The sequence below is a fragment of the uncultured Dialister sp. genome (assembly GCA_900314595.1).
Lineage (GTDB): Bacteria > Bacillota > Negativicutes > Veillonellales > Dialisteraceae > Dialister.
This window is the reverse complement of the sequence record OMVW01000017.1, coordinates 1-23,854: the sequence shown is the minus strand read 5'-3', so window position 1 is coordinate 23,854 and position 23,854 is coordinate 1. Positions and strand designations below refer to the sequence as shown.

23 protein-coding genes are annotated in these 23,854 nt (G+C 48.0%); 2 read left to right on the top strand and 21 right to left on the bottom strand.

All coding sequences use genetic code 11. The annotated features are described in order from the left end of the window. Nucleotides 1-80 precede the first annotated feature (80 nt). From purN to QZN42_RS05900, 6 genes are all read right to left on the bottom strand, one after another. Nucleotides 81-698, bottom strand: a complete 618-nt coding sequence (purN, locus tag QZN42_RS05925) for a phosphoribosylglycinamide formyltransferase (protein ID WP_296955261.1) — start codon at nucleotides 696-698, stop codon at nucleotides 81-83. Beyond that, nucleotides 691-1,749, bottom strand: coding sequence for a phosphoribosylformylglycinamidine cyclo-ligase (purM, locus tag QZN42_RS05920; protein WP_296955258.1), 1,059 nt, complete (start codon nucleotides 1,747-1,749; stop codon nucleotides 691-693). The genes purN and purM overlap by 8 nt, the downstream gene beginning before the upstream one ends. Nucleotides 1,750-1,758: 9 nt before the next feature. After that, nucleotides 1,759-3,180, bottom strand: a complete 1,422-nt coding sequence (gene purF, locus QZN42_RS05915; protein WP_296955257.1) for an amidophosphoribosyltransferase — start codon at nucleotides 3,178-3,180, stop codon at nucleotides 1,759-1,761. A gap of 86 nt (nucleotides 3,181-3,266) precedes the next feature. Next, nucleotides 3,267-4,130, bottom strand: coding sequence for a phosphoribosylaminoimidazolesuccinocarboxamide synthase (locus QZN42_RS05910; protein ID WP_296955253.1), 864 nt, complete (start codon nucleotides 4,128-4,130; stop codon nucleotides 3,267-3,269). A 24-nt stretch (nucleotides 4,131-4,154) separates the two neighbouring features. Next, a complete protein-coding gene (purE, locus tag QZN42_RS05905; protein WP_296955252.1) occupies nucleotides 4,155-4,646 on the bottom strand; it encodes a 5-(carboxyamino)imidazole ribonucleotide mutase in 492 nt (163 codons plus the stop codon). 28 nt (nucleotides 4,647-4,674) lie between these two features. Then, nucleotides 4,675-4,824 (bottom strand): hypothetical protein, encoded by a 150-nt coding sequence (locus QZN42_RS05900; RefSeq protein ID WP_296955249.1) that lies wholly within the window; start codon nucleotides 4,822-4,824, stop codon nucleotides 4,675-4,677. Nucleotides 4,825-5,181: 357 nt separating this feature from the next. Here QZN42_RS05900 and dusB point away from each other — a divergent pair, with 357 nt between their 5' ends. Beyond that, nucleotides 5,182-6,195 carry a tRNA dihydrouridine synthase DusB gene (gene dusB / locus QZN42_RS05895; RefSeq protein ID WP_296955247.1) on the top strand — a complete coding sequence of 338 codons (1,014 nt, stop codon included), beginning with the start codon at nucleotides 5,182-5,184 and terminating at the stop codon, nucleotides 6,193-6,195. A gap of 207 nt (nucleotides 6,196-6,402) precedes the next feature. Here dusB and QZN42_RS05890 read toward each other — a convergent pair whose 3' ends face one another. From QZN42_RS05890 to QZN42_RS05840, 11 genes are all read right to left on the bottom strand, one after another. Beyond that, nucleotides 6,403-7,275 carry a transporter substrate-binding domain-containing protein gene (locus tag QZN42_RS05890; protein WP_296955245.1) on the bottom strand — a complete coding sequence of 291 codons (873 nt, stop codon included), beginning with the start codon at nucleotides 7,273-7,275 and terminating at the stop codon, nucleotides 6,403-6,405. A gap of 340 nt (nucleotides 7,276-7,615) precedes the next feature. Then, nucleotides 7,616-8,629 carry an alpha/beta fold hydrolase gene (locus QZN42_RS05885; RefSeq protein WP_296955242.1) on the bottom strand — a complete coding sequence of 338 codons (1,014 nt, stop codon included), beginning with the start codon at nucleotides 8,627-8,629 and terminating at the stop codon, nucleotides 7,616-7,618. A gap of 757 nt (nucleotides 8,630-9,386) precedes the next feature. After that, entirely contained in the window at nucleotides 9,387-11,297 is a 1,911-nt protein-coding gene (gene ftsH, locus QZN42_RS05880) for an ATP-dependent zinc metalloprotease FtsH (RefSeq protein WP_296955240.1), read from the bottom strand. A 183-nt stretch (nucleotides 11,298-11,480) separates the two neighbouring features. Further along, nucleotides 11,481-12,038, bottom strand: a complete 558-nt coding sequence (gene hpt / locus QZN42_RS05875; protein WP_363916358.1) for a hypoxanthine phosphoribosyltransferase — start codon at nucleotides 12,036-12,038, stop codon at nucleotides 11,481-11,483. Then, a complete protein-coding gene (gene tilS, locus QZN42_RS05870; RefSeq protein WP_296955232.1) occupies nucleotides 11,989-13,473 on the bottom strand; it encodes a tRNA lysidine(34) synthetase TilS in 1,485 nt (494 codons plus the stop codon). The genes hpt and tilS overlap by 50 nt, the downstream gene beginning before the upstream one ends. Then, entirely contained in the window at nucleotides 13,470-14,384 is a 915-nt protein-coding gene (locus tag QZN42_RS05865; RefSeq protein ID WP_296955230.1) for a Ppx/GppA phosphatase family protein, read from the bottom strand. The genes tilS and QZN42_RS05865 overlap by 4 nt, the downstream gene beginning before the upstream one ends. A gap of 127 nt (nucleotides 14,385-14,511) precedes the next feature. Continuing rightward, nucleotides 14,512-15,087, bottom strand: coding sequence for a S1 RNA-binding domain-containing protein (locus QZN42_RS05860; protein ID WP_297003811.1), 576 nt, complete (start codon nucleotides 15,085-15,087; stop codon nucleotides 14,512-14,514). Between the two features lie 248 nt (nucleotides 15,088-15,335). After that, nucleotides 15,336-15,851: a nitroreductase family protein gene (locus QZN42_RS05855; RefSeq protein ID WP_296955225.1), complete on the bottom strand. Its 516-nt coding sequence runs from the start codon at nucleotides 15,849-15,851 to the stop codon at nucleotides 15,336-15,338. A gap of 8 nt (nucleotides 15,852-15,859) precedes the next feature. Then, nucleotides 15,860-16,396, bottom strand: coding sequence for a nitroreductase family protein (locus QZN42_RS05850; protein ID WP_296955221.1), 537 nt, complete (start codon nucleotides 16,394-16,396; stop codon nucleotides 15,860-15,862). 96 nt (nucleotides 16,397-16,492) lie between these two features. Further along, the gene (locus QZN42_RS05845) at nucleotides 16,493-17,254 is read right to left on the bottom strand and encodes a hypothetical protein (RefSeq protein ID WP_296955219.1); all 762 of its coding nucleotides are present in this window, start codon (nucleotides 17,252-17,254) and stop codon (nucleotides 16,493-16,495) included. Between the two features lie 66 nt (nucleotides 17,255-17,320). Further along, nucleotides 17,321-18,361, bottom strand: a complete 1,041-nt coding sequence (locus QZN42_RS05840) for a hypothetical protein (RefSeq protein WP_296955216.1) — start codon at nucleotides 18,359-18,361, stop codon at nucleotides 17,321-17,323. Between the two features lie 168 nt (nucleotides 18,362-18,529). Here QZN42_RS05840 and QZN42_RS05835 point away from each other — a divergent pair, with 168 nt between their 5' ends. Beyond that, nucleotides 18,530-18,958: a universal stress protein gene (locus QZN42_RS05835; RefSeq protein ID WP_296955213.1), complete on the top strand. Its 429-nt coding sequence runs from the start codon at nucleotides 18,530-18,532 to the stop codon at nucleotides 18,956-18,958. Between the two features lie 70 nt (nucleotides 18,959-19,028). Here QZN42_RS05835 and QZN42_RS05830 read toward each other — a convergent pair whose 3' ends face one another. The 4 genes from QZN42_RS05830 to QZN42_RS05815 all read right to left on the bottom strand — a co-directional run bounded on the left by QZN42_RS05830 (nucleotide 19,029) and on the right by QZN42_RS05815 (nucleotide 23,674). Then, nucleotides 19,029-19,805, bottom strand: a complete 777-nt coding sequence (locus QZN42_RS05830) for a transglutaminase family protein (RefSeq protein ID WP_296955210.1) — start codon at nucleotides 19,803-19,805, stop codon at nucleotides 19,029-19,031. A 375-nt stretch (nucleotides 19,806-20,180) separates the two neighbouring features. Then, nucleotides 20,181-20,864: an alpha-E domain-containing protein gene (locus tag QZN42_RS05825; RefSeq protein WP_296955208.1), complete on the bottom strand. Its 684-nt coding sequence runs from the start codon at nucleotides 20,862-20,864 to the stop codon at nucleotides 20,181-20,183. Further along, on the bottom strand, nucleotides 20,846-22,162 hold the full coding sequence (locus QZN42_RS05820; RefSeq protein ID WP_296955205.1) for a circularly permuted type 2 ATP-grasp protein: 1,317 nt from the start codon (nucleotides 22,160-22,162) through the stop codon (nucleotides 20,846-20,848). The genes QZN42_RS05825 and QZN42_RS05820 overlap by 19 nt, the downstream gene beginning before the upstream one ends. A 201-nt stretch (nucleotides 22,163-22,363) precedes the next feature. Beyond that, nucleotides 22,364-23,674: an aminopeptidase C gene (locus tag QZN42_RS05815; protein WP_296955203.1), complete on the bottom strand. Its 1,311-nt coding sequence runs from the start codon at nucleotides 23,672-23,674 to the stop codon at nucleotides 22,364-22,366. Nucleotides 23,675-23,854 lie beyond the last annotated feature (180 nt).

Here is a 23,854-nt window from a genome sequence, read left to right as displayed (position 1 = left end):
CCTCCTTTATATAAATATATTTTGATGAAATATCAGAAGCGGAGACCCCGGGGTCTTTATCCGCTTATCGTCCTACTCATTTATTTCGTATGCATACCGGAAACGTGATGGCCTTCGATTTTAAGCCGGTCCGCGCAGAATGCGGTAACCACTCGCACGTAAGCCGGATGTTCCTGCTGGAGAATCCGGTCTGCCAGGGTATCTTCCGTATCGTCATCATAAACCGGTACAGCCACCTGGGTAATAATCGGTCCGTCATCCAGTCCCGTACCCACGAAATGAACAGTACAGCCGGAAACTTTTACTCCGGCTTCTACTGCCTGCCGCTGGGCATGAAGTCCACGGAAAGAAGGCAGGAGGGCAGGGTGGATATTGATGATTTTATTTTCAAAGGCATTGATCAGATTTTCGCCGCATATTCTCATGTATCCCGCAAGGCAGATGAGATCAGGTTGATAAGACTTTGCCGCTTCCAGTATTTTTTCATTGAAATCAGGCTTATCTTTGCAGGATTTCATTTCAATAACTGTGGCCGGCACATTCCAGCGTTTTGCCCGCTGCAGTACCTGCGCATCGGCATGGTCGCAGATGACACCGACGACTTCCCCATTGACCGTGCCATTAACTGTGGCCTCATGGATAGCTTCCGCATTGGAGCCGCGGCCGGAAGCGAAAATAAGGATTCTTTTTTTATTCATGGAAAAGACCACCATTCACAATGACATCCTGATTTCCTTCGGTGATTTCACCCACTTCATAAACCGGTTCATTGATGGATTTCAGGATTTCTTTTGCTTTTTCCGCATTTTCACGGGAAAGGATGAGAAGCATGCCAAGGCCGCAGTTGTAGGTGCGGTACATTTCATGCGGTTCTACTCCCCCTTCTTTCATGAGGAATGGGAAAATAGGAAGGAGCGGCCATTTGTCTGCATCCAGTACGGCCCGGGTACCCTTTGGCAGGACTCTCGGAATATTATCATAGAAGCCGCCGCCGGTGATGTGGACAAGGCCTTTTACGGTCGTACCTTTAAGGACGGGAAGGACCGGCTTCGGATAAAGCCGGGTCGGAGTCAGGAGAACTTCACCCAGCGGTTTTCCAAGATCGCCATAAACTTTATCCAGAGACAGGCCATTATCTTTAATGATGCGGCGCACCAGGGAATACCCGTTGGAATGAACGCCGGTAGAAGGGAGACCGAGAATCACATCACCGGGGGTAATGGTCTCACCGGTAATGAGATCTTTCCTGTCTACAATGCCTACGGCAAAACCAGCTACATCATAGTCTCCTGCAGCATAGAATCCGGCCATCTCAGCCGTTTCGCCTCCAAGGAGGGCACAGCCGGATTCGATGCATGCATCAGCTACGCCTTTAACGATTTCAGCCATCAGTTCCGGTTCCAGTTTACCGGTTGCAATATAGTCCAGGAAAAACAGCGGCCTTGCGCCCTGAACAAGGACATCGTTGACGCTCATAGCCACGCAGTCCTGGCCAATAGTATCATGAATTCCCATCTCAATAGCCAGACGGAGTTTCGTTCCTACGCCATCGGTACCGGAAACGAGGATGGGGTCTTCTCCCATTTCATCTTTCAGCCGGAAAAGTCCGCCAAACCCTCCGATGTCACCCATAACACCGCGAATGTAAGTAGCCTGGACAGATTTCTTGATCAATTCTACTTCTCTTTCACCGGCTTCGATATCTACACCGGCTTCCGCATAGGTCAATCCTTTTTTCTTTTCAGTCATATGTCCTCCTTATTCCTCATCTTCCATGGTGCCAAGCCCGTTATGAGGAACCGGTTCCGGATAGACCCCGTCGAAGCAGGCGAAGCACATGTCTGTTGCTTTGATATGGGAAATAGATTCTGCCAGTCCTTCCTGGGACAGATAATGCAGAGCGTCAGCGCCAATCATCTTGCAGATTTCTTCCGTCGAATACTTGGCAGCAATCAGCTGTTTTCTTTCCGCCGTATCGATACCAAAGAAACAGGGATAACGGACAGGCGGCGAACTGATACAGAGCTTGATTTCCTTAGCTCCCGCATTTCGGAGCAGGTTAATGATAATCCCGCTGGTAGTGCCGCGTACAATGGAATCATCTACCAGAATGATTCGTTTTCCTTCCACATTCATACGAATCGGATTCAACTTCATGCGGACGGCCCGTTCTCTCTTTTTCTGTCCGGGCTGGATGAAAGTACGGCCCATATATTTATTTTTCAAAAGGCCTTCCACGAAGGGAATGCCGGAAGCTTCGGCGTATCCCAGAGCTGCCACGTTGCCGGAATCCGGCACGCTCATGACCACATCTCCGTCATAATGGGTTTCTTCCCAGAGTTTATGCCCCATGTTGAGACGGGCCTGGTAAATATCCTGCCCGTTCATGATGGAATCCGGGCGGGCAAAATAAATATATTCAAAAGAGCAGATACCATGACGGTGGGATTCCACCGGACAGTACATGGTGGAATGAATACCTTCATCATTGATTCTTACAATTTCCCCGGGAAGCACGTCTCTTACGAAAGTGGCGTCAATGGCATCGAGAGCCGGTGTTTCGGAAGCGAGGACCCAGCCTTTTTCCGTTTTGCCGATAACAAGGGGCCGGTAGCCGAACGGGTCACGGCAGCCGTAAACAGCATCATTCGTGCAGGCCACAATGGCATAGGCTCCATGGATTTCATCCATGAGTTCCAGGAATTTCTCTTCCATGGACGGGCTGCGGCTTCTTGCCAGCAGTTTGATAATGACTTCCGTATCCATGGAGGTGGAAAAAGTATTCCCTTCAAGGAGCAGACGGCGGCGAAGATTCTTCGTATTCACCAGATTTCCGTTATGGGCCAGAGCGATAGGACCGGTAATGCTGTCTGCCTGCAGAGGCTGTACATTAACGGGAATGGACGAACCTGTGGTGGAATAACGCACATGACCAATGCCGATATGTCCTTCCATCTGGGGAGGATTCCGGAAAACTTCGGTAACAAGCCCCATGGCTTTGAAAGTTTCCATATTCTTTCCATCGGAAACGGTGATACCGGCACTTTCCTGTCCCCTGTGCTGCAGGGCAAAGATACCATAATAGGTTTCATAGAACGCTGCCAGTTCTCTGTCAAATATGCCGAACACACCACATTCTTCATGAGGCTTGTCGTCGTAAACATCCATATTTCTATACATTACAGAATTCTCCTGTCTTTAATACATAAGGGTGCCGGAAATTTCCGGGAGGGAATTACCCCTCATTTCTGTAGATTCAATGGGTGTCAGAATTTTTCGCCGGTCAGAAGTTCATAGGCTTCTTTGTAAAGGGCATTGGTCTTGTCGATGATTTCCTGAGGAACGGTATCACCGGGGTTTGCTTTCAGGTAGTCGCGGACAAACTGTTTATCATAGGAAGGCTGGCCGTGGCCCGCTTCATAGCCCTTTGCCGGCCAGAAGCGGGAGTTATCAGGAGTCAGCATCTCATCGCCGAGAACGATATTTCCTTCTTCATCCAGGCCGAATTCAAATTTTGTATCTGCAATGATGATGCCTTTTTCGAGAGCGTAATCAGCGCATTTGTTGTAAAGAGCAAGGGTCAGTTCGGAAAGTTTTTCCATATATTCTTTGCCTTTTCCTGGGAAGAAACGATTGACCCATTCAATGCCTTCTTCCATGGAAATATTCTGGTCATGTTCTCCTGCAGGAGCCTTGGTGGACGGAGTGAAAATCGGCTGCGGGAGTTTCTGGCATTCTTTCAGGCCTTCCGGCAGTTTGATACCGCAGACTTTCCCATCTTTCTGATAACCTTCCCAGCCGGAACCGGTAATGTAGCCGCGGACAATGCATTCAACCGGAATCATGTTGAGTTTCATAGTCTTCATGGCACGGCCTTCAAATTCAGGGGTCTGGAAGAATTCAGGCATGTCTTTGGTATCGATGGAAATCATATGGTTCGGAACAATGTCACGGGTATGGTCGAACCAGAATTTGGACATACGGTTGAGGACTGCCCCTTTTTCCGGAATCGGACATTTCAGTATGTTATCAAAAGCGGAAATGCGGTCGGTGCAGACCATGACAAGGCTGTCGCCAAGATCATAAAGTTCACGGACTTTGCCGGATTTAAATGGTTTGTATTCTTTCATTTCTTTTCTCCTTATCCAGTTACATTATTTGCCCAGTTCTGCCTGGAGTTTTGTATCTTTTTCATAAATTTCCTTTGCTGCCTTTTCGCGGTAAGCTTTGTACTTCTCAAAAAGCTCCGGCTCAGATACAGCACCGATTTCAACAGCAAGGAATGCTGCATTCTTTGTACCATCGATGGCTACTGTGGCTACAGGAATTCCGGAAGGCATCTGCACGATGGAGAAAAGAGCATCCATGCCGTCCAGTTTTGCACCGGAAAGCGGCACACCGATGACCGGCTTCAGTGTAAGGCTGGCAACAACACCGGGCAGAGCAGCTGCCATACCGGCACCGGCGATAAACGCGCCGACCCCTCTCTTTTCTTCTGCTGCCACAAAATCAGCCAGTTTCTTTGGCGTACGATGAGCAGAAGCAATAGTTACGTCATAGGTGACCCCAAAATCATCAAGAATTCCAAAGGCCTTCTTCATGACCGGTAAATCGGAATCGCTACCCATAACAATCCCAACATGCATATTATCCTCCCCTTCTTGAGGCAGAACCTCAAAAAAAATCTCCCCTGCCTGCTTCAGAGCAGACAAAAGGAGCCTTCTTTATATATGGATACAACACTGCTGACGGATGGAAAAAGAGCGTACCACAAAAACTGCTGCATTTATACTGGCTTTTCCAGATACGAATATCAGCACCCATGGCCCTCTCCCCCTTGAGATAAAAAAGCCTGCGCCTTACCCATGCACAAGCCCGAAATCCTGCCGTCTTCCATTGACGTTCCTTAATCATTCTAATATTTCTGAATTTCCTTGTCAATAAATTTTAATGGCTCAAACCCTCGATGGTGTCGGCGTCTTTCGTTTATAATCTTGATTTAAGTATTACGCTTTTTATATTTTAATTTATCCCATATATTCTAATCTGACTCATTTTATTCTCATTTTTAAATCGTACTTTAAAGGATATGAAACTCACCTCAATTTTTCTCTTTCCCGTTTACAGAGGATACGCCAAAAGTATATAATCTATTTCGTGAAATTAATTCGGAGGAAATACATGTATAAAAAACCTGAAATCGGTACCCTCACACTGGATGGATGGGCATTGCTTGCTCCCATGGCCGGCGTCAGTGACCTGGCATATCGTATCATAGCCCGTCGTATGGGTGCTGCCATGACAACGGCGGAAATGGTCAGTGCCAAAGGACTTTACTATAAGAACGAAAAAACGAAAGACATGCTGGCAATTGACCCATCTGAGCATCCGGTGGCGCTCCAGCTTTTCGGGAGCAGCGCGGATATCATGGCGCTGGGCGCAAAGGAAATGGAAAAAGCCGGAGCTGATGTCATTGATATCAACATGGGCTGTCCCATGCAGAAAGTCATTAAAAACGGGGATGGGTCTGCGCTGATGAAAAATATCCCCCTGGCCGCAGAAATCGTTAAGTCCATGGTGAAAGCAGTAAACATTCCGATTACCGTGAAAATGCGTCTTGGCTGGTCCAGGGAAATGGAAAACTGTGTGGAACTGGCACAGGCTGTAGAAGAATCGGGAGCTTCTGCCATTACCGTTCACGGACGGACAAGGGAGGATTTTTACAGCGGAAAAGCGGACTGGAAGAAAATTGCTGAAGTGGTAAAGGCAGTAAAAATCCCGGTCATCGGAAACGGGGATGTCATAGACGGTCCTTCTGCAAAAGCTTTGATGGATGAGACTGGCTGTGCAGCCGTCGCGATCGGCCGTGCCGCCTGGGGTAACCCATGGATCTTCCGGGAAGTCAATACCTATCTGGAAACAAGAGAAATTCTTCCTTCTCCCACCTGGGAAATGAGACTCTCCATGTCCAGGATTCACCTGCACGGACTTGTACTTGAAAAGGGAGAAAACAGGGCCATCCGGGAAATGCGGGCCCATGCCAGCCGTTATTTCCACGGTCTTCCCGAAGCAGCAGCCCTTCGAAGGGAAATCATGAAGGCCCTGACAGAAGAAGAATATAACCGGACCCTTGATGAATACGAAAAGGCCAAAGGATTAAAAGAAGAATCATTCGAATTTCCGGCACGAAATTAACGGAAATCTGTCCCGGTTTGCAGAAACCGGAGCCGGCTTCCTGAAAAAGTGCAGTGGCGAGACGTAATCCCGTCACTTTTTTATTGAATGACTGATACATTTATTTCCTCCGGTTTTCCCGTAAGATAAAAATAAAAGAGGCACTTCATACGAAATGCCTCTTTTTGAATATTACATTAATCTCTGCACCGAATGACTAAAAGCCTTTTATTTCTTCACATCTTTCAGCTGTTCAAAGAGATCTCTCTTGTACCATTTTTCAGAAATCTTCTTCAGGGTACCGTCTTTGGACAGTTTTTCAAGAGCTGCGTCGATTTCTTCTGCCAGTTTCTTTTCGCTCTTGTTGACGATGACTACGGTCGGATTGACGGTAATCGGTTTTTCCAGCGGAACCACTTCAAACTGCATGGCTTTGCCGATATCTTCCACGCCCAGGTTGTTCGGATAAACAAGGGCATCATACTGGCCGTTCTTAAGGGATGCGATACGTTCCGCCGGGGTAAGTCCGTCCTGTACCGGAATTTCTTTCAGGATATTGTCATGAGCCGCATTCCAGTCCACAAGTACTTTGTATGTACCGCCATTCGGGGTGTTCGGAACGAGTTTCAAGCCTGCCTTTGCTACATCATCCATGCTCTTGTACTTGGCCGCATTTTCTTTGGACATGTAAACCATGAGGGAAGATACGCCGATTGGTGTCTTCGGTACAAGGTAATCCTTTTCACGACGGGGAGTCTTGTAGTAACCGCCGGATGCCACTTTGGCATCGCCCGATTCCATCATGACATCCTGAGTTTCCGGCGGAACTGCCTGAATATCCAGAGTGTAATCTTTCAGGTTCTTATTGACTTCCTGCCAGATATCATATTCATAACCCTGGAGCTTTCCATTTTCATCTGCCCAGGAAAGCGGACGTTCCGTGGAAGAAAGGACTAGCTTTACGGAAGTTTTTCCTGCTGCAGCCGCAGAGGATGCAGCTTTGGAAGCAACCGGTTTGGAGTCTCCTCCGCAGCCTGCGAAAAGGCCTGCAGCCAGAAGAGATGCCAGTGCGATGGATGCGATTTTCAGTGATTTTTTCATGGTGTTTCCCCCTTGAAATACAAAATGCCGCTCATCCAATCCAGGACGAGCGGCACGTGGTTCCACCTGATTTTCCCCGACCGTCACCGGCCGGAGCTCTGCGGGTTCTTATAAACCCCTGCCCTGTATCGGGAGCTCCCGGGAAAACCTACTTCGTTCAGCTTTCCTGACTCGGAAATGCACTTCATCAGCCTCCCCGTATCCGCTTTCACTCTCCGGACTCGCTTGAACGCTTCGGTATGATTACTCTTTTCGTCATAGTCAATCTGTATAAAATAAAAATAGCACGGGCGAATTGTATTGTCAATAAAATTTACAGGAAAATAATAACAGGAGGAAATTAATTTCCCAATCCTTCCCTGACAAGCCATTTTTCAAGGATGTCCGCTATTTCCTCATTATTCTTATCCTCAAAGAGGAAATGGGTATTTCCATAAATTCCTATATCCGGAAGACGAAGAACTTCCGCATGTCCTCCTCTTTTATTGATGGCTTCAGCCATAAGTCTTGCCGAGGCAAGACGCACCCGCCAGTTGTCCTCCCCGCCGTAAGGTGAAGGTTCATCAGGGATGTTATCACCAAAAACCATGAGGATTGGAATCTTTGTCAGCCTCTTAAAATCATCTTCAGGAACCGGCACTCCCTTCAATGACCCAAATGGGCTGGAGGACTCCATGGGCGGCGGTACTTCTCCTTCCGGAAATACAAATCCCACACCCGGTTCAAGAGCAATGATTCCCTTCACCCGATCATTTTTAAACGCAGTAAACCATCCGGGAGACCCGCCCTGGGAATGGGTGACAAGTACCGTATCCCCTATCCTGTCTACTGCATCCGATAAAGCAGCAGATACAAGAGATACATCAAAATCCCCGGTATTGGGCGTTACCTTCCTCCAGAACTGATTCTCTGCCTCTTCTCCATCCGGAAACTGAACTCCGGAAAAGCGATGAGGATAGTGACCGATGCGGAAAATATCAAACCACAGCGCTTCATCGCCTCCGGGTTCTATAGAGACAGGGACACCGGCAGAGCCTGCCCTGCCTCTCCGGGGCTGGTCAAAAAGGCACACCGGATATCTCTTCCGGAGAAAAATCGTCTGGAAACCTTCCCGTCCGTCCGGCGTTGTTTCAAAGGAAGCGCCGCTTTGTCCCGCGCCATGCAGAAAAAGAAGATTTATTTTCTTTGCTTTGCATGGTACCTGATAGAACGCATAACCGTGATCCACATGTTTTTTCTGACCCTGCGGATTCAGAGGATGAGAGGGATCGTATATTCCCTCCGACTTCAAAACGGACCCGCCCACGGCAAAGCTTTCCTGCTCCACAAGGATTATTGGCTTTTTGAGCTTCATCCATATCATTTCCTTTCATTCCCTCTATGTAATGATACCACCGGCATGTAAAAGAGGAAAATGCAAAGTAAAAGGCGTTCACAGGCTTTGCCCGTGAACGCCGGTGGATGCAGAACCGATGGTTTCCGCTCCTTACATTGTCTGATCAGCGTCTTCGAGAACCGGCGGCTGGAACCTTCCGTGCCCCGCCTGCCGCAATTGCGGGGATTCTCTCCGATCCCTGTCAGTCATTACCTTATTTCTTATAAAACTGATGAAATGCAGGAGAAGAAATACCGATGAAGAGCAGGCAGCCGGCCAGACCCCATTTCAGTTCGTCCAGTTCTTTTGCAATCAGCTTGCCCATGTTCATCGTCCTTTCTTCTCAAGAAATCAAAAAACTCTCGTCCCTATAGGGACGAGAGCCAAGCTTCGTGTTTCCACCCAATTTCATGTACCTGTCACCAGGATACACCTTGTAAGGTTCTATCAAACCCGCAACTCTGTATCGGGAGCTCCCGGAGAGACCTACTTTACTTTCAACCTCTCAAACTCGGAAATGCACTTCAGTATCCTATCCGTATCCGCTTTCACTCTCCGGACTCGCTTGACCGTCATCAGATGCCTACTCTTTTCTTCATCGTTTTATTGACCATACTTTAACACGAATGAAAAACGATGTCAAGATGGTAATTACATTTTTGGAATAAAAAATATTCCGGGCCGTAAATCAAAAAGGAACCCCATCCAAAGAAGCAGGGTTCCTTTCTTGTACGTATCAGTCTCCAAATACAGGAGGCAGAGGGCTTGTGGTATCCGGCGGAATCGGCGGCAGCGGTGCATTATTGTCATCGGCCGGCGGTAGATTCTTGTCCGGTTCGTCGCCCGGCGCATAGATGGAATGATATTTGAAAAGATTCTCTACCTGAGTATGGTTGATGGTTTCCACTTCCATCAGTGCCTTGGCCATGGCATGAAGTACCGGCAGGTTGTCTGTCAGCATCTGCATGGTATCATTGTAAGCTTCATCCAGGTATTTATGCATTTCTTCATCAATAATGGTTGCCACGGTTTCCCCGTAGTTTCTTTCAGAGCCAAGCTGCTTTCCAAGGAAAATCTGCTCCTGATGTTCCCCGAAAATCATGGGCCCCAGGCGGTCGCTCATGCCCCATTCCATAATCATCTTGCGAAGAATGGCGGTCACCTGCTGGAGGTCGCCGGAAGCGCCGCTGGAAATTTCATTGAAAATGATTTTTTCTGCGCACCTTCCGCCAAGAGCTACGCGGATCTGGGCAAGGAGATGGGATTTGGTAATGAAGGATCGTTCCTCATGAGGCAGCATCATGGTATAGCCGCCTGCCTGGCCTCTCGGAATGATGGTGACTTTATGTACCGGATCCGCATCTTTCAGGAGAGTAGCCATAATGGCATGGCCGGATTCATGATATGCGGTCAGTTTCTTTTCGTCGTCATTCACCTTGTGGCTCTTTCTTTCAGGGCCATAGGAAACTTTTTCAGAAGCTTCCTCCAAATCGGACATGGAAATGGTCTTCCTGTTCGCTCTGGCAGCCATCAGGGCTGCTTCGTTCAGCATATTGGCAAGATCTGCCCCGGTAAATCCCGGAACTTTCTTCGCAATGGTCGGCAGGTCCACATCCGGTTCAAGCGGCTTATTTTTCGCATGAACCCGGAGAATGGCAATACGCCCGCGAAGATCCGGCGTACCCACAACTACGCGCCGGTCGAAACGGCCCGGACGGAGAAGTGCCGGGTCCAGGATATCCGGACGGTTCGTTGCTGCCAGGGTAATGATGCCTTCATTGGAACCGAAACCGTCCATCTCGACAAGGAGCTGGTTCAGTGTCTGTTCACGTTCATCATGACCGCCGCCAAGTCCGCTTCCGCGCTGACGGCCTACGGCATCGATTTCATCGATGAATACGATACAGGGAGCATTCTTTTTTGCCTGGGAGAAAAGGTCGCGTACGCGGGATGCGCCTACACCGACAAACATTTCTACAAAGTCAGAGCCGGAAATGGAGAAAAATGGAACCTTTGCTTCTCCGGCTACCGCTTTGGCCAGAAGGGTCTTGCCTGTACCAGGAGGTCCTACAAGGAGGACGCCCTTCGGGATTTTAGCGCCGATAGCGGTGTAACGTCCCGGATTTTTCAGGAAATCCACCACTTCGGAGAGTTCTTCTTTTGCTTCATCTTCGCCGGCCACATCGTTGAAAGTCACATGAATCTGGCCTTCACCGGTCATTTTAGCCTTGGATTTGCCAAAGCTCATGACACGTCCGCCGCCGCCCTGGGTCTGGTTCATCATCCAGAACCATACGGCAATAAGGATAACAATAGGAAGCAGGTTTGACAGGAGGCTCATCCACCAGGAAGGCTGTTCCGGCGGTTTGGCAGTAATGGAAACATTGTTGTCCTCCAGTTTGCCAAGAAGCTGGGTGTCATTGTCAGGAATATAGGTGGCAAATTCTGTGCCATCTTTCATCTTGCCGACTACTGCATTGTTTGTCATTTCAATAGAGGATACGTTTTTCTTCTCCACCTGGGTAATAAAATCGGTGTAGCTGATTTCCGTATGCTTTTCCTGGGGATGGACAAAGGTATTGAATATGGACACGGCAACTATAATCAGAAGCACATAAAGCGCCACATTCTTGATAAATTTATTCAATATGTTCCTCCTTCTCTCAGCGGTAATAATCCCATTTAAACAGGTTCCCACCCCGTTAAATAGAAAGCTTTGAATTAGTTATTTATTTTACCATTTTTTCAAACTTTAATCAATAAAATTTATTAAATTGTGTCCTTCCCCAAAAGGACGGACTCTCCCGATTAGACAGAGGAGAAAAGAAAATCAGGCTTTCGTATACACTTTAGGATCCAGCACGCAGACGTCCGGAAGATTTCTGTATTTTTCGGCATAATCGCAGCCGTAGCCCACGATAAATTCATCGGGAATATCAAATCCGATGTATTTCACAGCCACATCTTTGACCCGTCTTTCTTTTTTATTGAGACAGATGGCCAGTTCTACAGAAGATGCTCCTCTTTCTTTCAGGAGCGGTACAAGGGCATTCATGGTGATTCCGGTATCGATGATATCTTCCACAATAATGACATCTTTCCCCCGGATATCTTTGTCCAGATCTTTTTTGATATTCACATGACCGCTGGAAATGGTACCGCTTCCATAGCTGGAAACCACCATGGTATCCAGGGTAACGGGAAGATCAATTTCCCTCATCAGGTCACAAAGGAAAGGCATGGCTCCTTTCAGGATGCCTACAAGCACTACATTCCGTCCGGCATAATCTTTCGTGATTTCAGCGCCGATTTCTTTGACCCGTTTCTGAAGTTCTTCCTTAGTAATCAGGACTGTCTTTATATCTTTCCCGAGATTTTCCATGTTTATTCTCCTTTTCTTTCCACTCCAGTGTAAGAAGCAGAAAATTCTTTGTACCCCGGTCAGGCCGGGCGAAACGGCTTCCCCGCAGAAAGCAGGTCCAGTAAATATGATTTTCATCAGCCACTACGGGCCATTCGTGACGAAGGGCTGCAGGAATCCGTTTTTCCTGAAGGATGGAAAAAACGGTCTTGCTTCCTTCCATCCCATTTGGCTCCATATAGTCCTTTGCCGATGCCTTCCGGAGGTGCAGGAAACCCGCCCGGTCTCCATCCAGAAGCAGCTCATTTTTCCCCGTGGAAACCGGTTTTTCCAGCTGCCTGATTGTAAGAGAAAAAATGCCCATTCCCGTTTCAAGGGCTGTACATCTTATTATACCAGTTTTACCTGTAATGTGTTTTGATTTTTCCGACCAATTTTCATAAATCAGGCGGAAATAATCGGATACTTCCAATTCGGCTCCTTCACGGGTACTGCCTTTGTGGAAGCAGAGCATTCCGCCTGCCTTTTCCATTACGGTACCGGATTCGGAAGTACGTCCTTTTTTACCATTGACCGCAAGCTTTCGGAACCGCTCCACCCCTTCTGCATCCGGTGCCCTTCCGCTTTCCCGTTTAATTGCGGAAATCAGGATACGCCTCTTGATGGCAGGATGAAGAGTAAGAAAATGGTCAAGAGGATAAAAAAGGCTTTCGCCTGCTTTTCTGAAATAAATTTCCTCTTTCTCTGCTGCCTTTTCCAGATAATCCTCATCATCCGAAGCGTTCTCTGCCATTCTGGACAGTGTTTCCCTGAGATTCGGGTTGCAGGAAAGAAGGCGTGGTACCAGCAGGAGACGGATTTTATTTCTTGCGGCATCCGGAATGTCATTGGTTTCATCATGAGCAGGATTGAAAGGCCAGTATGAAATAAACTCACCAACTTCTTCCTTTGTCACGCAAAGGAAAGGACGGATGCGATTTCCCGCTTTCGGACGGATCCCTCCAAGTCCCCTGATTCCGCTTCCGCGAAGCAGGCGGAAAAGGATCGTTTCCATCTGGTCATCCTTATGGTGGGCCACGGCGAGGAGATTGAAATTTTCCTTCTCCATCACTTCTCCAAGAACCTGATATCGAAGCTCTCTGGCCATGGTTTCCAGGGATTCCTTTTTTTCGGAGCAGGCTTTCAGCACATCCACGTCTTTCCTCCAGAACGGAATGGAAAGTTTCAGGCAGATGTTCCTAACCATCTCTGTTTCTTCTTCTGCAGCATCTCTCAAGTGATGATTGACGCAGCAGCAGCCGAGAGTGATATGTTCCCTCTCCCTGATTTCATTAAGAAAAAGAAGAAGGCCCAGGGAATCAGGACCGCCGGAAACAGCGGCAAGAATCCGGTCTCCCTCACGCCACAGACCATTCTCGCGGGCAAAGGAGAGCACCTTCTTCAGAAAAATTTCTTTTTTCATTTATCCTCGTTTGGTTTCAGTACATCCGCATCCAGAAGACCTTCTGACAGGTCCCGGTCGCTTACCATGATTTCCGGCAGGGCAAAATATTCCATAATGGCATCCAGTATGGCAAGACCGGCCACAATGATGTCTGCCCTGGAAGGCATGAGGCCGGTAATGTGACACCGCTCATCATAGGACATTTTATAGAGCTTCATCATGAGGTCATGCACATCTTCCTGATGGATCACGTAATCCTGAACTTTTTCGGTATCATAAACTTCCAGTTCCTGCAGCATGGAGGCCAGCGAAGTCACTGTGCCGCCCACGCCGATCCAGCGGCGTACGTTTTTCATAGCATCCATGAGGTCTGTTTCGCGGAACAGGGCAAAGCAGTGCTTTTTCAATTCTGCCAGCCCCCGAAGCGTAGTGGTATCAAACTGTTTCGAGCAGCGTACGCAGCCGAGGCGGAAGCTGTGTCGCATACCGATATCCGGTCCGAAGCCCATACAGAATTCCGTGGAACCTCCGCCGATATCTACAACTGCCGTCACTACGGATGGCGTGCCGGCTGCACCGATGTAACTGTAATAAGCCTCTTCTTTTCCTGTAAGGATACGGACAGGCACACCGGTAGCCGAAGTCACTTCGTCGGTGAATTCTCCGCCATTGGCAGCATCCCTTACAATAGAGGTGCCATAGGCATATATTTCACCGGCCCCTTCCAGACGGGCTTTCGCCACGAATTCCTCGATGGCTTTCAGTGTTCTTTCTTTCGGTCCCTCCCCGATATACGCCCGGTCGGTCATTCCTTCACCAAGCCTGGTACTGCGAAGGTCTTTGAAGAGGACCTTCCAGTTCTCCTTATCATCTTTCTCAGCAATGAGAAGACGGACAGAATTGGTACCGATATCAATAATCGCACGCATGAGTGCCTCCTGCAATCTATAAGTATTTGTTCCCGAACAGTTCCATGAATCCCTTTTACCAACAAGATAATACGGGTCTGCTTCCTACAAAAAAGAGAGGCCGGATCACAGCCCCTTTTTTCACGAATCAGTCAGAACGGCGTGCACCCCTGCCGCCTCTCTTGGATTCCACATTGCGCTTCAGATCAAGAAGTCTTTCATCGCTGTCCTTCAGGAAGCGGGAAAGCTTGTCTTCAAAAGATGCCGGAGCTTCTCTTCTGGCCCCATGGAAAGGACGGTCGAAAGAGCGGCCGTATTCCCTTCTTTCCGGACGGGCTGCCTCAAAATCTTCCTCATGGAAGTTTTCTTCTTCTCTATGGAAAGGACGATGATTCTCACGGTTCTGGAAATTTCCGCGGTCTCCATGCTGGAATTCACGGCGGCCCTGACGGTCGTAACCTCCATGGACTCCCTGTTTCTTTTCATCTGCCGGCTGAGCCTGCTTGATGGAAAGGGCAATCTTTCCTTTTTCATCAATGGTAAGGACTTTTACTTTGACCTTGTCCTTTACCTTGAGATAATCGTTTACATCGCTCACATATTCATTTGCCACTTCCGAAATGTGAACCAGACCCACCTTGTTGTCCGGCAGTTCTACAAATGCGCCGAACTTCGCGATACCGGTGATAGTACCCTCTACGATATTGCCGACTTCTAAAGCCATGAGAAAAAAATGCATCCTCCTTGAAACTTAAATGGATATATACAAGATGATTATACGAAATTTCCCACAGAATAGCAATATTTATTTTATGTCTGTCAAAATGTCCATTTCATTCCGGATGAAGGAATCCTATCTCGTAAAAAACCGCACGTTCTGAGAGGCAGACGTGCGATCTTTATTCTTTCATTACATATTTTCGTGTACGCTTAAAAGTCCCCATCGGAATATTTTCCGATTTATGACTATTCTCATCGTTCAATGACTTCGAAATGGCGGTCTTCTTTTCTGGGCGTATCCGCTAATCGACTATGACCCACAGCTACGCCAAGAAGAGGGGTAACGCCTTCAGGAAGGGAAAGCATTTTCAGATAATCCGCCTCAGCTCCCAGGTGGCGCACAAAACCAAAAAGGATAATGGAGCCAAGCCCCAGTTCGGTGGCTTTCAGATGGATGTGCTCCGCGATAATTCCTGCATCAAAATCCTCCAGGTACTCAAAAGCATCTTTTGTGCGGCAGATAAGAAAAAGAAGAGGCGCTTCATAAATCAGGTGCGGCCTTCCGAGCTTTTCTCCGCCTTCGGTGCTTATTTTTTCCAGCACTTTCCGGTCAGTCACGGAAACGATGACATAACCCTTATCGTTATGCTTGCCTACAGAAGCTGTAAGGGCTGCATGAATCAAAGCCTTCCGGTCTTCTTCCGAAACCGCTTCTTTTGTATAGGATCGTATCGACTTTCTTAAAGACTGTACCTTTTCAAATTCCATAATTCCTCCTATTCCTCCCCGTCTACACGGAAAACAGGGAACCGGGCCGCCAGCCTTCTTTCCCGGCGTTTGAGCGGAGTATGACCTACCGCCACAGACATAGCCGGTTTCCAGCCTTCCGGCATATGAAGGGCTTTAAAATACTCTCCGCAGCCGTCGGTTACATTGAGTGTGCGGATAAAGCTGTAAATGCAGATAGATCCGAGCCCGAGATTTTCCGCCTCGAGATGCATGTGTTCCGCCATGATTCCTGCATTCAGCTTGATGGAATCTTCTCTGGCCCCCGGAGCGCTCATGATGAGCAGCAGGACCGGTGCACCATATAGAGGATCGCCCCGGCCGGAAAGTTCATCATTCTGGTCAGCGAGAAGCTTCAGGATCTTTTTGTCCGTCACTACAGCAATAGCATAATGTTTGTAATCAAAATGACCAACCGGCGCACGCTGTGCCGCATCCAGAATTTTCTGAATATCTTCTGACGAAACAGGTTCGTCTGAATAACGCCGGCAGGAAAAACGTACAGATAGTAAATGATCAAATTCCATGGCAGACCTCCCGGGATGAAACCCAATTGAGCTAAAGCTCACAATAATATATGACTTATACTGCTTCAAATGATTTCAAAGCGATACCGGACCCATCTATTTTTCAGGGTTCATCAGGTTGGACAGGATGGCGCCTACCATTTCGTAATCATCAATAGCCACGGCAAGGGTTGCATCTTTTCCTTTTTCGTAGAGACACAGGGGACCCTGCCCTATTTCCGCCGATTCCAGATCAGAAAGCTCAATGGTTTCTTTCTTTTCTTTACTGCGGAAGCCAAGGCGCTCGGAAGTCATCCAGAAAGCGCCTTTCTCCCCTTCCTTCCAGGCACTCTTGTCTTCATGGTTTTCCCAGCCGCCCACTTTGAAAGGCTTACCCGGCGCAATGATGATGGAATCTTCCCTTTTCACCGGTTTTGCCGGTGTCATGAACCGGGCGGCAGAAGTGAAATACAGCTCTTCTCCCGGCCGATACTTTACATTGGCGTATTCTTTATCCATCTTTGGAAGCAGCCCTTTTTCCTGAATCTTGAAAAGTGCGTTGCACCGGCGGGATATGGTTTCATATTTGTATTTTTCCGCCTCCTTCATCATGTAACACAGCTTTAGAAGGTCCGCAAAGAGTCCATACTCATCGTCATCCATATAACCGTCATGATACAGGGCTTCGAAAGCTTTGTCACAGGCCAGGGCCTGTGCTTTTGCCAACTGCTTGTTGCCCAGACCTTTTTCCTTTGCAAAAGCAATGAGTTCTTCCAGCATATCTGCATCGAGCTCATCCTCGATGGCCGCCTTTGCCATTTTGCCGGCATATTCTTCTATCTGCTCCTGTTTACCGGAGCCGAATAAATTGAAAAACAAGGATGTCCCTCCTTTACACAAACCTTCTGCTTGGGCGGTATGAAAAAATGAAAAGATTTCTGCCGGTCAGAGAGAAATCGATTTCACCGACTGTTCAATGACCTTTTCCGCATAATCTTTATCTTTTTCAGAATAAATATAATCGAACGAAATATATTTCCCGTCCTGAATGAAAATGAAGCTCCTGTTGTGAGAATCTCCGTCTTCAAAATCCATGATGAGAGCATCTCTTCCATAAACATTCCGGAAATCAAATTTCGTTTTCTTGACCTTTCTGCCATTTGCTTCATCGGCAATCTTGGCTTTGAGGTGATCCACGATGGAAGCCTGCTCATCCTTTGTGAGTCCGGCAAGGCTTTCGGGGAAGAAGGAAAGGTCGTCATTTTCTTCAATCGGCAGTGCTGTGACGCCGGTCATGAGGGAAAGATTTCCTGCAACCAGTACATGGTCCGGCGCAACAGGCGGCTTGTAATCCACACGCATATTGGCAGGGATGTCATAGGTATAAACGGTTCCCTTGATCTCCACCCTCTGCATGGGGGTGAAAAAGTGAATGGAATCCACCAGTCCTTTCACGGTTTTCCCGCCGGATTTCATTTCTCCTTCCTTTGAAGTGAAGGAAATCATATAATCTCCGTCAGTATTGCTCACCCAGTATCGAAGGACTTCATAGCCGCCCTCCGCGGCAGTCCCTCTGGAGCTGGTGATGATGGCAGGAACTCCGTCCACTTTTCCTTTCTTTACGGAAACCAGTGTTTCTTTGGAATCCCCCTTCTTTTCCCTGAGGAATTTTTCAGAAGCTTTACGTGTTTCCTGAAGCTTCTTTTCCATGCGGGGCTGCCTGGTGGATTTTGACATGATCATAAGGGAGAGACCCGAATCAGGAAGATATGCCTGGTACATAAGTCCGTTATTATCCTTATTCTCTACGCGGGACACCGGCAGTGTGATGGAAATACCGGTATCGCTGTTTTTATATTCAAATCCGTGGGAAACAGCAGCAGACAGTGCTTCAGCTGAAACTTTTCCTGAGTCTTTCGCCGCGGTAGGCATACAGGGTACACATACCGCCGAAAGTATGGCTGCAGCCAGCAATAGTTTTTTCATTTGATCCTCCTTGACAGGAATTTCCTGATTGACAGGTGTAGTCTTTTCTTTTTATTCTAACCTTTTCCGGAAATATTTTCATCCTTTATCACGGAAGATTAAAGAAAATAAATAAAACCTGCTATAATTAAGATGAAGAAATTTAAACACAAAAGGAGGTCATTCACTATGAAATTTAAAAGAATTCTGGTCCCTCTGGACGGCTCAGGCACCGCAGGCAATGCTTTTCAGTGCGCTCTGGATATGGTGGAAACCTATCATGCGGAACTCTATGTCCTCTCAGTGGCCGATGTGACCGAAGCTGCCTACCCGCTTCTTCAGGTCAACCTGGACAAAGACGGTTTTACAAATATCCGGGAAACAGCCAGAATCGTGCTTGATAAAGCGCAAAAGCTGGTTCCCGATACCGTTCATTTCACCCCTGTCCTGAAGGTCGGCGTCCCGGGCAATGTGATTGCTTCCGTAGTTGAAGAAAAAGGTATCGACCTGGTCATTATGGGCAACAGCGGTAAAGGATCCCTCTCTTCTTTTATTACAGGAAGCGTTTCCCAGTATGTCATCCACCATGTCAAGGTGCCAGTGCTGATCATCAAATAATTCAGAACCGGAATCCTCAATATAAAACCGTGCGGAGATCATTGTATCTCCGCACGGTTTTGAATTGTATTCAGCTGATCAGATCCACTTTACTGTATACAGTTTGTGACTGATTGCACCAGCCCCAGAAGACTCCCTGCTCCATGGGACAGTCAATAAAATCACGTCCGGTACCGAATTTGATGTATTTCTCTCCCGCCCTGCAGTTACGGGTCGCATCGATGCCGTACCAGCGTCCTTTATACCACACTTCTGCCCAGGCATGGCTGGCGCCCTCCCCTACAGGGAGCCCGCTCACGTATCTGGCAGGAATGCGCTTCATCCGGCAGAGCGCAAGAAAAATATGGGTGAAATCCTGGCACACCCCCTGACCACCCAGAGCCGCCTGGTTGGCCGTGGTGCGCACATTGGTCACACCGGCCACATAGGTCATATGATTGTATACAGTCTCCCGGAAAAAGTCCGCCTGTTCCAGAGCGTCCTCTGATTTCGGGGCCAGATCGTAGATAGCTTTCAGCATGGACGATGGTCCTGTAAGAATAGAGGGATAGGAAAAAATGGGAAGCGGTTCACATTCCACTCTCCTGTCATCATCCCGAAGGGCTGTCCCTTTGACCCAATAGGAAAAAAAGGTATGTCCTTCCGGCAGACGCCCTGTAAAAGTTGTATTTCCGAAACTGTCCTTACCATAGTTCCCGCCAGTGGGCAGGGGGTCAATGTAAAGTGATAAATCCAGAATCTCCTGCTCCGGCAGATTCTGGGGAATACATCGAAGTAGAAAATCCTGCTCCCTCACCGGCGACGAATATGTATTGGCTGTTCTATAGTAAAACGAAATTTTTTCCATTAAACGTATCATTCCTGTCTGAATCCCTGAGGGAAATCAAGTACAAGAGCCATCATACTCTAAAAGCCCTCTTATTGCAAGTGTCCAGGGTAATAATTTCGATTTTTTTAAATATAAGCCAACCATAGCGGCTGCCCCGCCGCATCTTATGAGCCATAATAGCATGCAGGCAAAAACAAAGAACTCATCACCGCAGGGCGCAGGCCCTGCAATGATTTGTCCTTCTGAAACAGCCCAGATCATATGAAATTTTCCCGGCACTCCCCAAGTGCCGGAAAGCAGCCCGGGCGGTCCCTTCCGCCTGAAAGCCGCAGGGACAACTTTCAGAAAAGCAGTCCCCTGTCAATCCTGCCAGTGCCCATGGCAGGGAAGTAATCAGATTTCAACCAGTTCTTCTGCCGCTTCAATGAGATCTTCCCGGTCTCCTTTAAGCGGTGCTTCATCCCCGCCGGAAATGGCAGCCAGAAGTTTTGCGAAAGCGGAACTCCTGATCCGGACCGGTGCGCGGGTAACTCTGTACAGAAGTTTATTGATTTCCGGCGCGCAGAGATTATCCGGATATCCCAAACGGAGATAAATGCTGATCCGTTCAGCGGTCCAGCCGCATTTCACGATATTTCTGACGCCTTTGTCCTCGACCGTATCATCGAAGCTTCCGCGGAAGGCCATAATGGCATCCCTGGCTTCCTGTGCATTCAGGATCGGTGCGCTCGAAGTCTTGGCGGCTTCCAGCGAATTCATGGCCATCTGCAGGTAGGACAGGGTTTCGGAACTGATCGTTTCACGAAGGGTCATGCCATTGCCCAGCATGCGGTCTGCTGCCACATAGACAGAATCCGGATTATTCTCATCAAAAGTATACTTGCGAAGGAAATCTTCATTATCTTTATAAACATCAGGCAGTGTCAGACGTTCGCAGAATTCTTCATGCGGCATCGGATCACCGTCAATCATTTCATCATAGTATTCCATCAGGAACATCAGCGTGGTATTTACACGTTCCGCATACCGCCCCATCCAGTAGAGACGGTCAATTTTATTTAATGTAAGAGCACCCATGTATCTTTGAAACCTCCCCCCTGCGAAGAATTAACGATAAAGCTGTCCGGATTTCTGGAGAACCGGGTCAGGCCGCATGGCCACACCCTGGTCTTTTCGCCGGAAAGCACGAAAGCACGCAGGTCTGCTTTACGTTCTACCACCGACCCGCCATCAAGGATAGGCAGATCTTCGAAGTCGATAACTTCCTGAGAAATAAAGCGTCTTGGTTCATTGATAATCCGCTGGCGCAGTTCTTCTTTCTTGTCCGGCGGCAGGGAATTGCCAAATACGACGCCATATCCGCCGGCTTCAGCTACGTCCTTGATAACCAGCTTGTCGAGGTTTGCCATGGTATAGTCCATATCGTCCTTGTAGAACGGAAGATATGTAGGTGCATTATGAAGGATCGGTTCTTCTTTCAGATAATACTTGATCATCTTCGGAACGAAGTAATAAATCCCTTTATCATCAGCCACACCGTTGCCCGGGGCATTGAGGATAGCTACATTGCCTGCGCGGTAGGCAGCCATGATATTGGGCACACCGATGACGGATTCCGGATTGAAGCAGAGAGGATCCATAAATTCATCGGACAGGCGGCGGTAAATGGCCCCGACCTTGACCGGTCCTTTATTGCCGCGATAGTAAACGCAGTTGTTTTCCACATAAAGGTCCATGCTTTCGGCCAGGACGGAGTGGGAAAGTTCTGCCAGATAGGAATGTTCAAAATAAGCGGAGTTGTAACGGCCCGGCGTCAGGATGACATTGATGCCGCCGCAGCTGACATAGTCCATGACCTCTTCAATCCACTGACCGTAATGCCTGTTATCCACCACATGATTGTCGCGGAAAGTCTGGGGGCAGCAGCGCCGGCAGAGAGTACGGGCAATGAGCGGATAGGACGCGCCGGAAGGAATACGGAGATTATCTTCCAGAATATACCAGTTCCCATCTTTGCCTTTAACCAGATCGATACCGGAAATATGACTGTAAATGCTCTTCGGTGGAGTTATTTCCTCACACTGGGCCAGATAACCCGGTGATGGATATACGAAATCAGGCGGAACCACCTGATCTTTGATAATCTGCTTTTTACCATACACATCTGCCAGAAACAGATTGAGTGCATCTACACGCTGCTGAAGGCCTCTCTCCAGTACGTCGAACTCATCCGCCCCGATAATTCTCGGAATCGGGTCAAACGGGAAAAGCCGTTCGTTGTATACACCATTCTGGAATACGCCGAACTTGACCCCGTATCGCGACATCTGGTTATTAATAACCTCAACATGCTCCTTGAGTTCTTCTAAACCCATACGCATCGCCCTCCCTAACGCCCCAGGCGTAAAGTAATGAAACACAAAAAAGGCAGGCGAAAAGACACCTGATGGCGCCATTGCCTGCCCAACCCTTAAGGGTTATTTATATTTTTGTTATTATTTATTTTACCTAACTAAAGTATTGTTGTCAATATGTTATATGTATGAAATCAATGAAAAGCTTATGCTGAATCACTATTATAAATCTTCATCCCACGCATTGATGCGTACCGGTTCTTTTTTGAGCATATCCAGCTGCTCTTTGCTGAAATATTTCCTGTTCACTGCCGCTTCGTAGACGAACCGTTTAAAATAAGCTTCCGAGCAGACGAAGTACCCGCCTTTACCCACATCTTTACCCCAGGAATTTTCAATCTTCCAGCGGTCCGGTTTTCCATCTTCGGAGAGATGAACGCCGGTTAAAAGCATGGCATGGTTCGCAGAACTCTGGCTGTATTCGAGAGCCTTTCCTTTTTCCATGAATGTGGAAAACCCGCCGAGAAGTTCATCCGTAGTCACACTGTCCGGATCCCAGACTCCGTCTTTCCTTGAGAGGTAAGCCCCTGCATCACAGGCAAACCAGATGGCTTCTCCGCCCTTGAGCATATTTACGCACAGTTCTTCCAGCGCTTCCTGGGAAATATTGAGGGCTGTCATATCCCTGCCCACCATATTTTCTATACCATGGAAGGTAATGGGTGTATCCATGGCTCTCCCGGGGAGGGGCTCATTGATGACAGCTGCATAGTCACGGACGGCAAATCCTGTATATTTTTCATAAAAAGCCTTCGGTGTCAGATTTCTATCCTCATGGAATTTGCCATCCTTGTCCTTCCAGGAGAAATCAAAGACTTCCGGCGGCTGGCCGAAAGCGATGCACTGGGCTTTATAAATTTCCCCCATCATTTCCGCTTTTCTTTCATAGGGATCTCCTCCCTTTGCAATCAGTTCGCGGAGTTCCATGGCATCTTTCCGGAGAAGTTTATTGATCGCATTGATATAATTCATCGTGTGGCCGGACTGGAAAGTTTCCGGGAAATATGCTTTGGGAAGGACACCGTATTTTTCAATGAGATCTGCCGCCGGACACCAGTACCCGCCGTCACTCATACCGCGGAGCACATACTGCATAAGCTGTCCTTTGACCGGTTCATCCGCATGGTCGATGACCATCTGCAGGAAATTATTTGCCTTTTCCAGTTTATCGTAAAAAGTCAGATAATTCTGGGAAAGTTCAAATTCTTCGACCCCGATTTTTTCCGCCACTTTCTCACGAAGGATATTGAGTGCAGCAAACATCCAGCAGCGGCCTGACATTTCCTGGGCTGTAATGCCATGAGTCTTTACTTCATAGGTAAAGGCGCCGGCCAGTCTGGAACCGTTCTCAGGCACATAGGAAAGTTTGGACATATCCGTCTTTGCCAGAGTTCCCTGGAGCACACGGGCATTGGCATCTTCATTATAGTTTTTGCGAAGTTCGGCCAGTACGGCCTCATTGATTTCTTTCATTTTCCAACCTCATTTCCCTGCTTCTGCAGATCAATTTTTTCTTATTATACCCTATTTTTTATCACAGCACAGTGAAAATGACAAAAAGAAATCCACCAGCATAGCTGGTGGTTCTTCACATGCGGCCACAAGGGCCTTTTATTACTGGCTGCGCGTTAACGCGCTTGTGCTTCTGTCACT

Coding starts and splice junctions, on each gene's coding strand:
- purN (WP_296955261.1), bottom strand. CDS start 698: ATGAATAAAAAAAGAATCCTTATTTTCGCTTCCGGCCGCGGCTCCAAT.
- purM (WP_296955258.1), bottom strand. CDS start 1,749: ATGACTGAAAAGAAAAAAGGATTGACCTATGCGGAAGCCGGTGTAGAT.
- purF (WP_296955257.1), bottom strand. CDS start 3,180: ATGTATAGAAATATGGATGTTTACGACGACAAGCCTCATGAAGAATGT.
- QZN42_RS05910 (WP_296955253.1), bottom strand. CDS start 4,130: ATGAAAGAATACAAACCATTTAAATCCGGCAAAGTCCGTGAACTTTAT.
- purE (WP_296955252.1), bottom strand. CDS start 4,646: ATGCATGTTGGGATTGTTATGGGTAGCGATTCCGATTTACCGGTCATG.
- QZN42_RS05900 (WP_296955249.1), bottom strand. CDS start 4,824: ATGGGTGCTGATATTCGTATCTGGAAAAGCCAGTATAAATGCAGCAGT.
- dusB (WP_296955247.1), top strand. CDS start 5,182: ATGTATAAAAAACCTGAAATCGGTACCCTCACACTGGATGGATGGGCA.
- QZN42_RS05890 (WP_296955245.1), bottom strand. CDS start 7,275: ATGAAAAAATCACTGAAAATCGCATCCATCGCACTGGCATCTCTTCTG.
- QZN42_RS05885 (WP_296955242.1), bottom strand. CDS start 8,629: ATGAAGCTCAAAAAGCCAATAATCCTTGTGGAGCAGGAAAGCTTTGCC.
- tilS (WP_296955232.1), bottom strand. CDS start 13,473: ATGAAAAAAGAAATTTTTCTGAAGAAGGTGCTCTCCTTTGCCCGCGAG.
- QZN42_RS05865 (WP_296955230.1), bottom strand. CDS start 14,384: ATGCGTGCGATTATTGATATCGGTACCAATTCTGTCCGTCTTCTCATT.
- QZN42_RS05860 (WP_297003811.1), bottom strand. CDS start 15,087: ATGGCTTTAGAAGTCGGCAATATCGTAGAGGGTACTATCACCGGTATC.
- QZN42_RS05855 (WP_296955225.1), bottom strand. CDS start 15,851: ATGGAATTTGAAAAGGTACAGTCTTTAAGAAAGTCGATACGATCCTAT.
- QZN42_RS05850 (WP_296955221.1), bottom strand. CDS start 16,396: ATGGAATTTGATCATTTACTATCTGTACGTTTTTCCTGCCGGCGTTAT.
- QZN42_RS05840 (WP_296955216.1), bottom strand. CDS start 18,361: ATGAAAAAACTATTGCTGGCTGCAGCCATACTTTCGGCGGTATGTGTA.
- QZN42_RS05835 (WP_296955213.1), top strand. CDS start 18,530: ATGAAATTTAAAAGAATTCTGGTCCCTCTGGACGGCTCAGGCACCGCA.
- QZN42_RS05830 (WP_296955210.1), bottom strand. CDS start 19,805: ATGGAAAAAATTTCGTTTTACTATAGAACAGCCAATACATATTCGTCG.
- QZN42_RS05825 (WP_296955208.1), bottom strand. CDS start 20,864: ATGGGTGCTCTTACATTAAATAAAATTGACCGTCTCTACTGGATGGGG.
- QZN42_RS05820 (WP_296955205.1), bottom strand. CDS start 22,162: ATGGGTTTAGAAGAACTCAAGGAGCATGTTGAGGTTATTAATAACCAG.
- QZN42_RS05815 (WP_296955203.1), bottom strand. CDS start 23,674: ATGAAAGAAATCAATGAGGCCGTACTGGCCGAACTTCGCAAAAACTAT.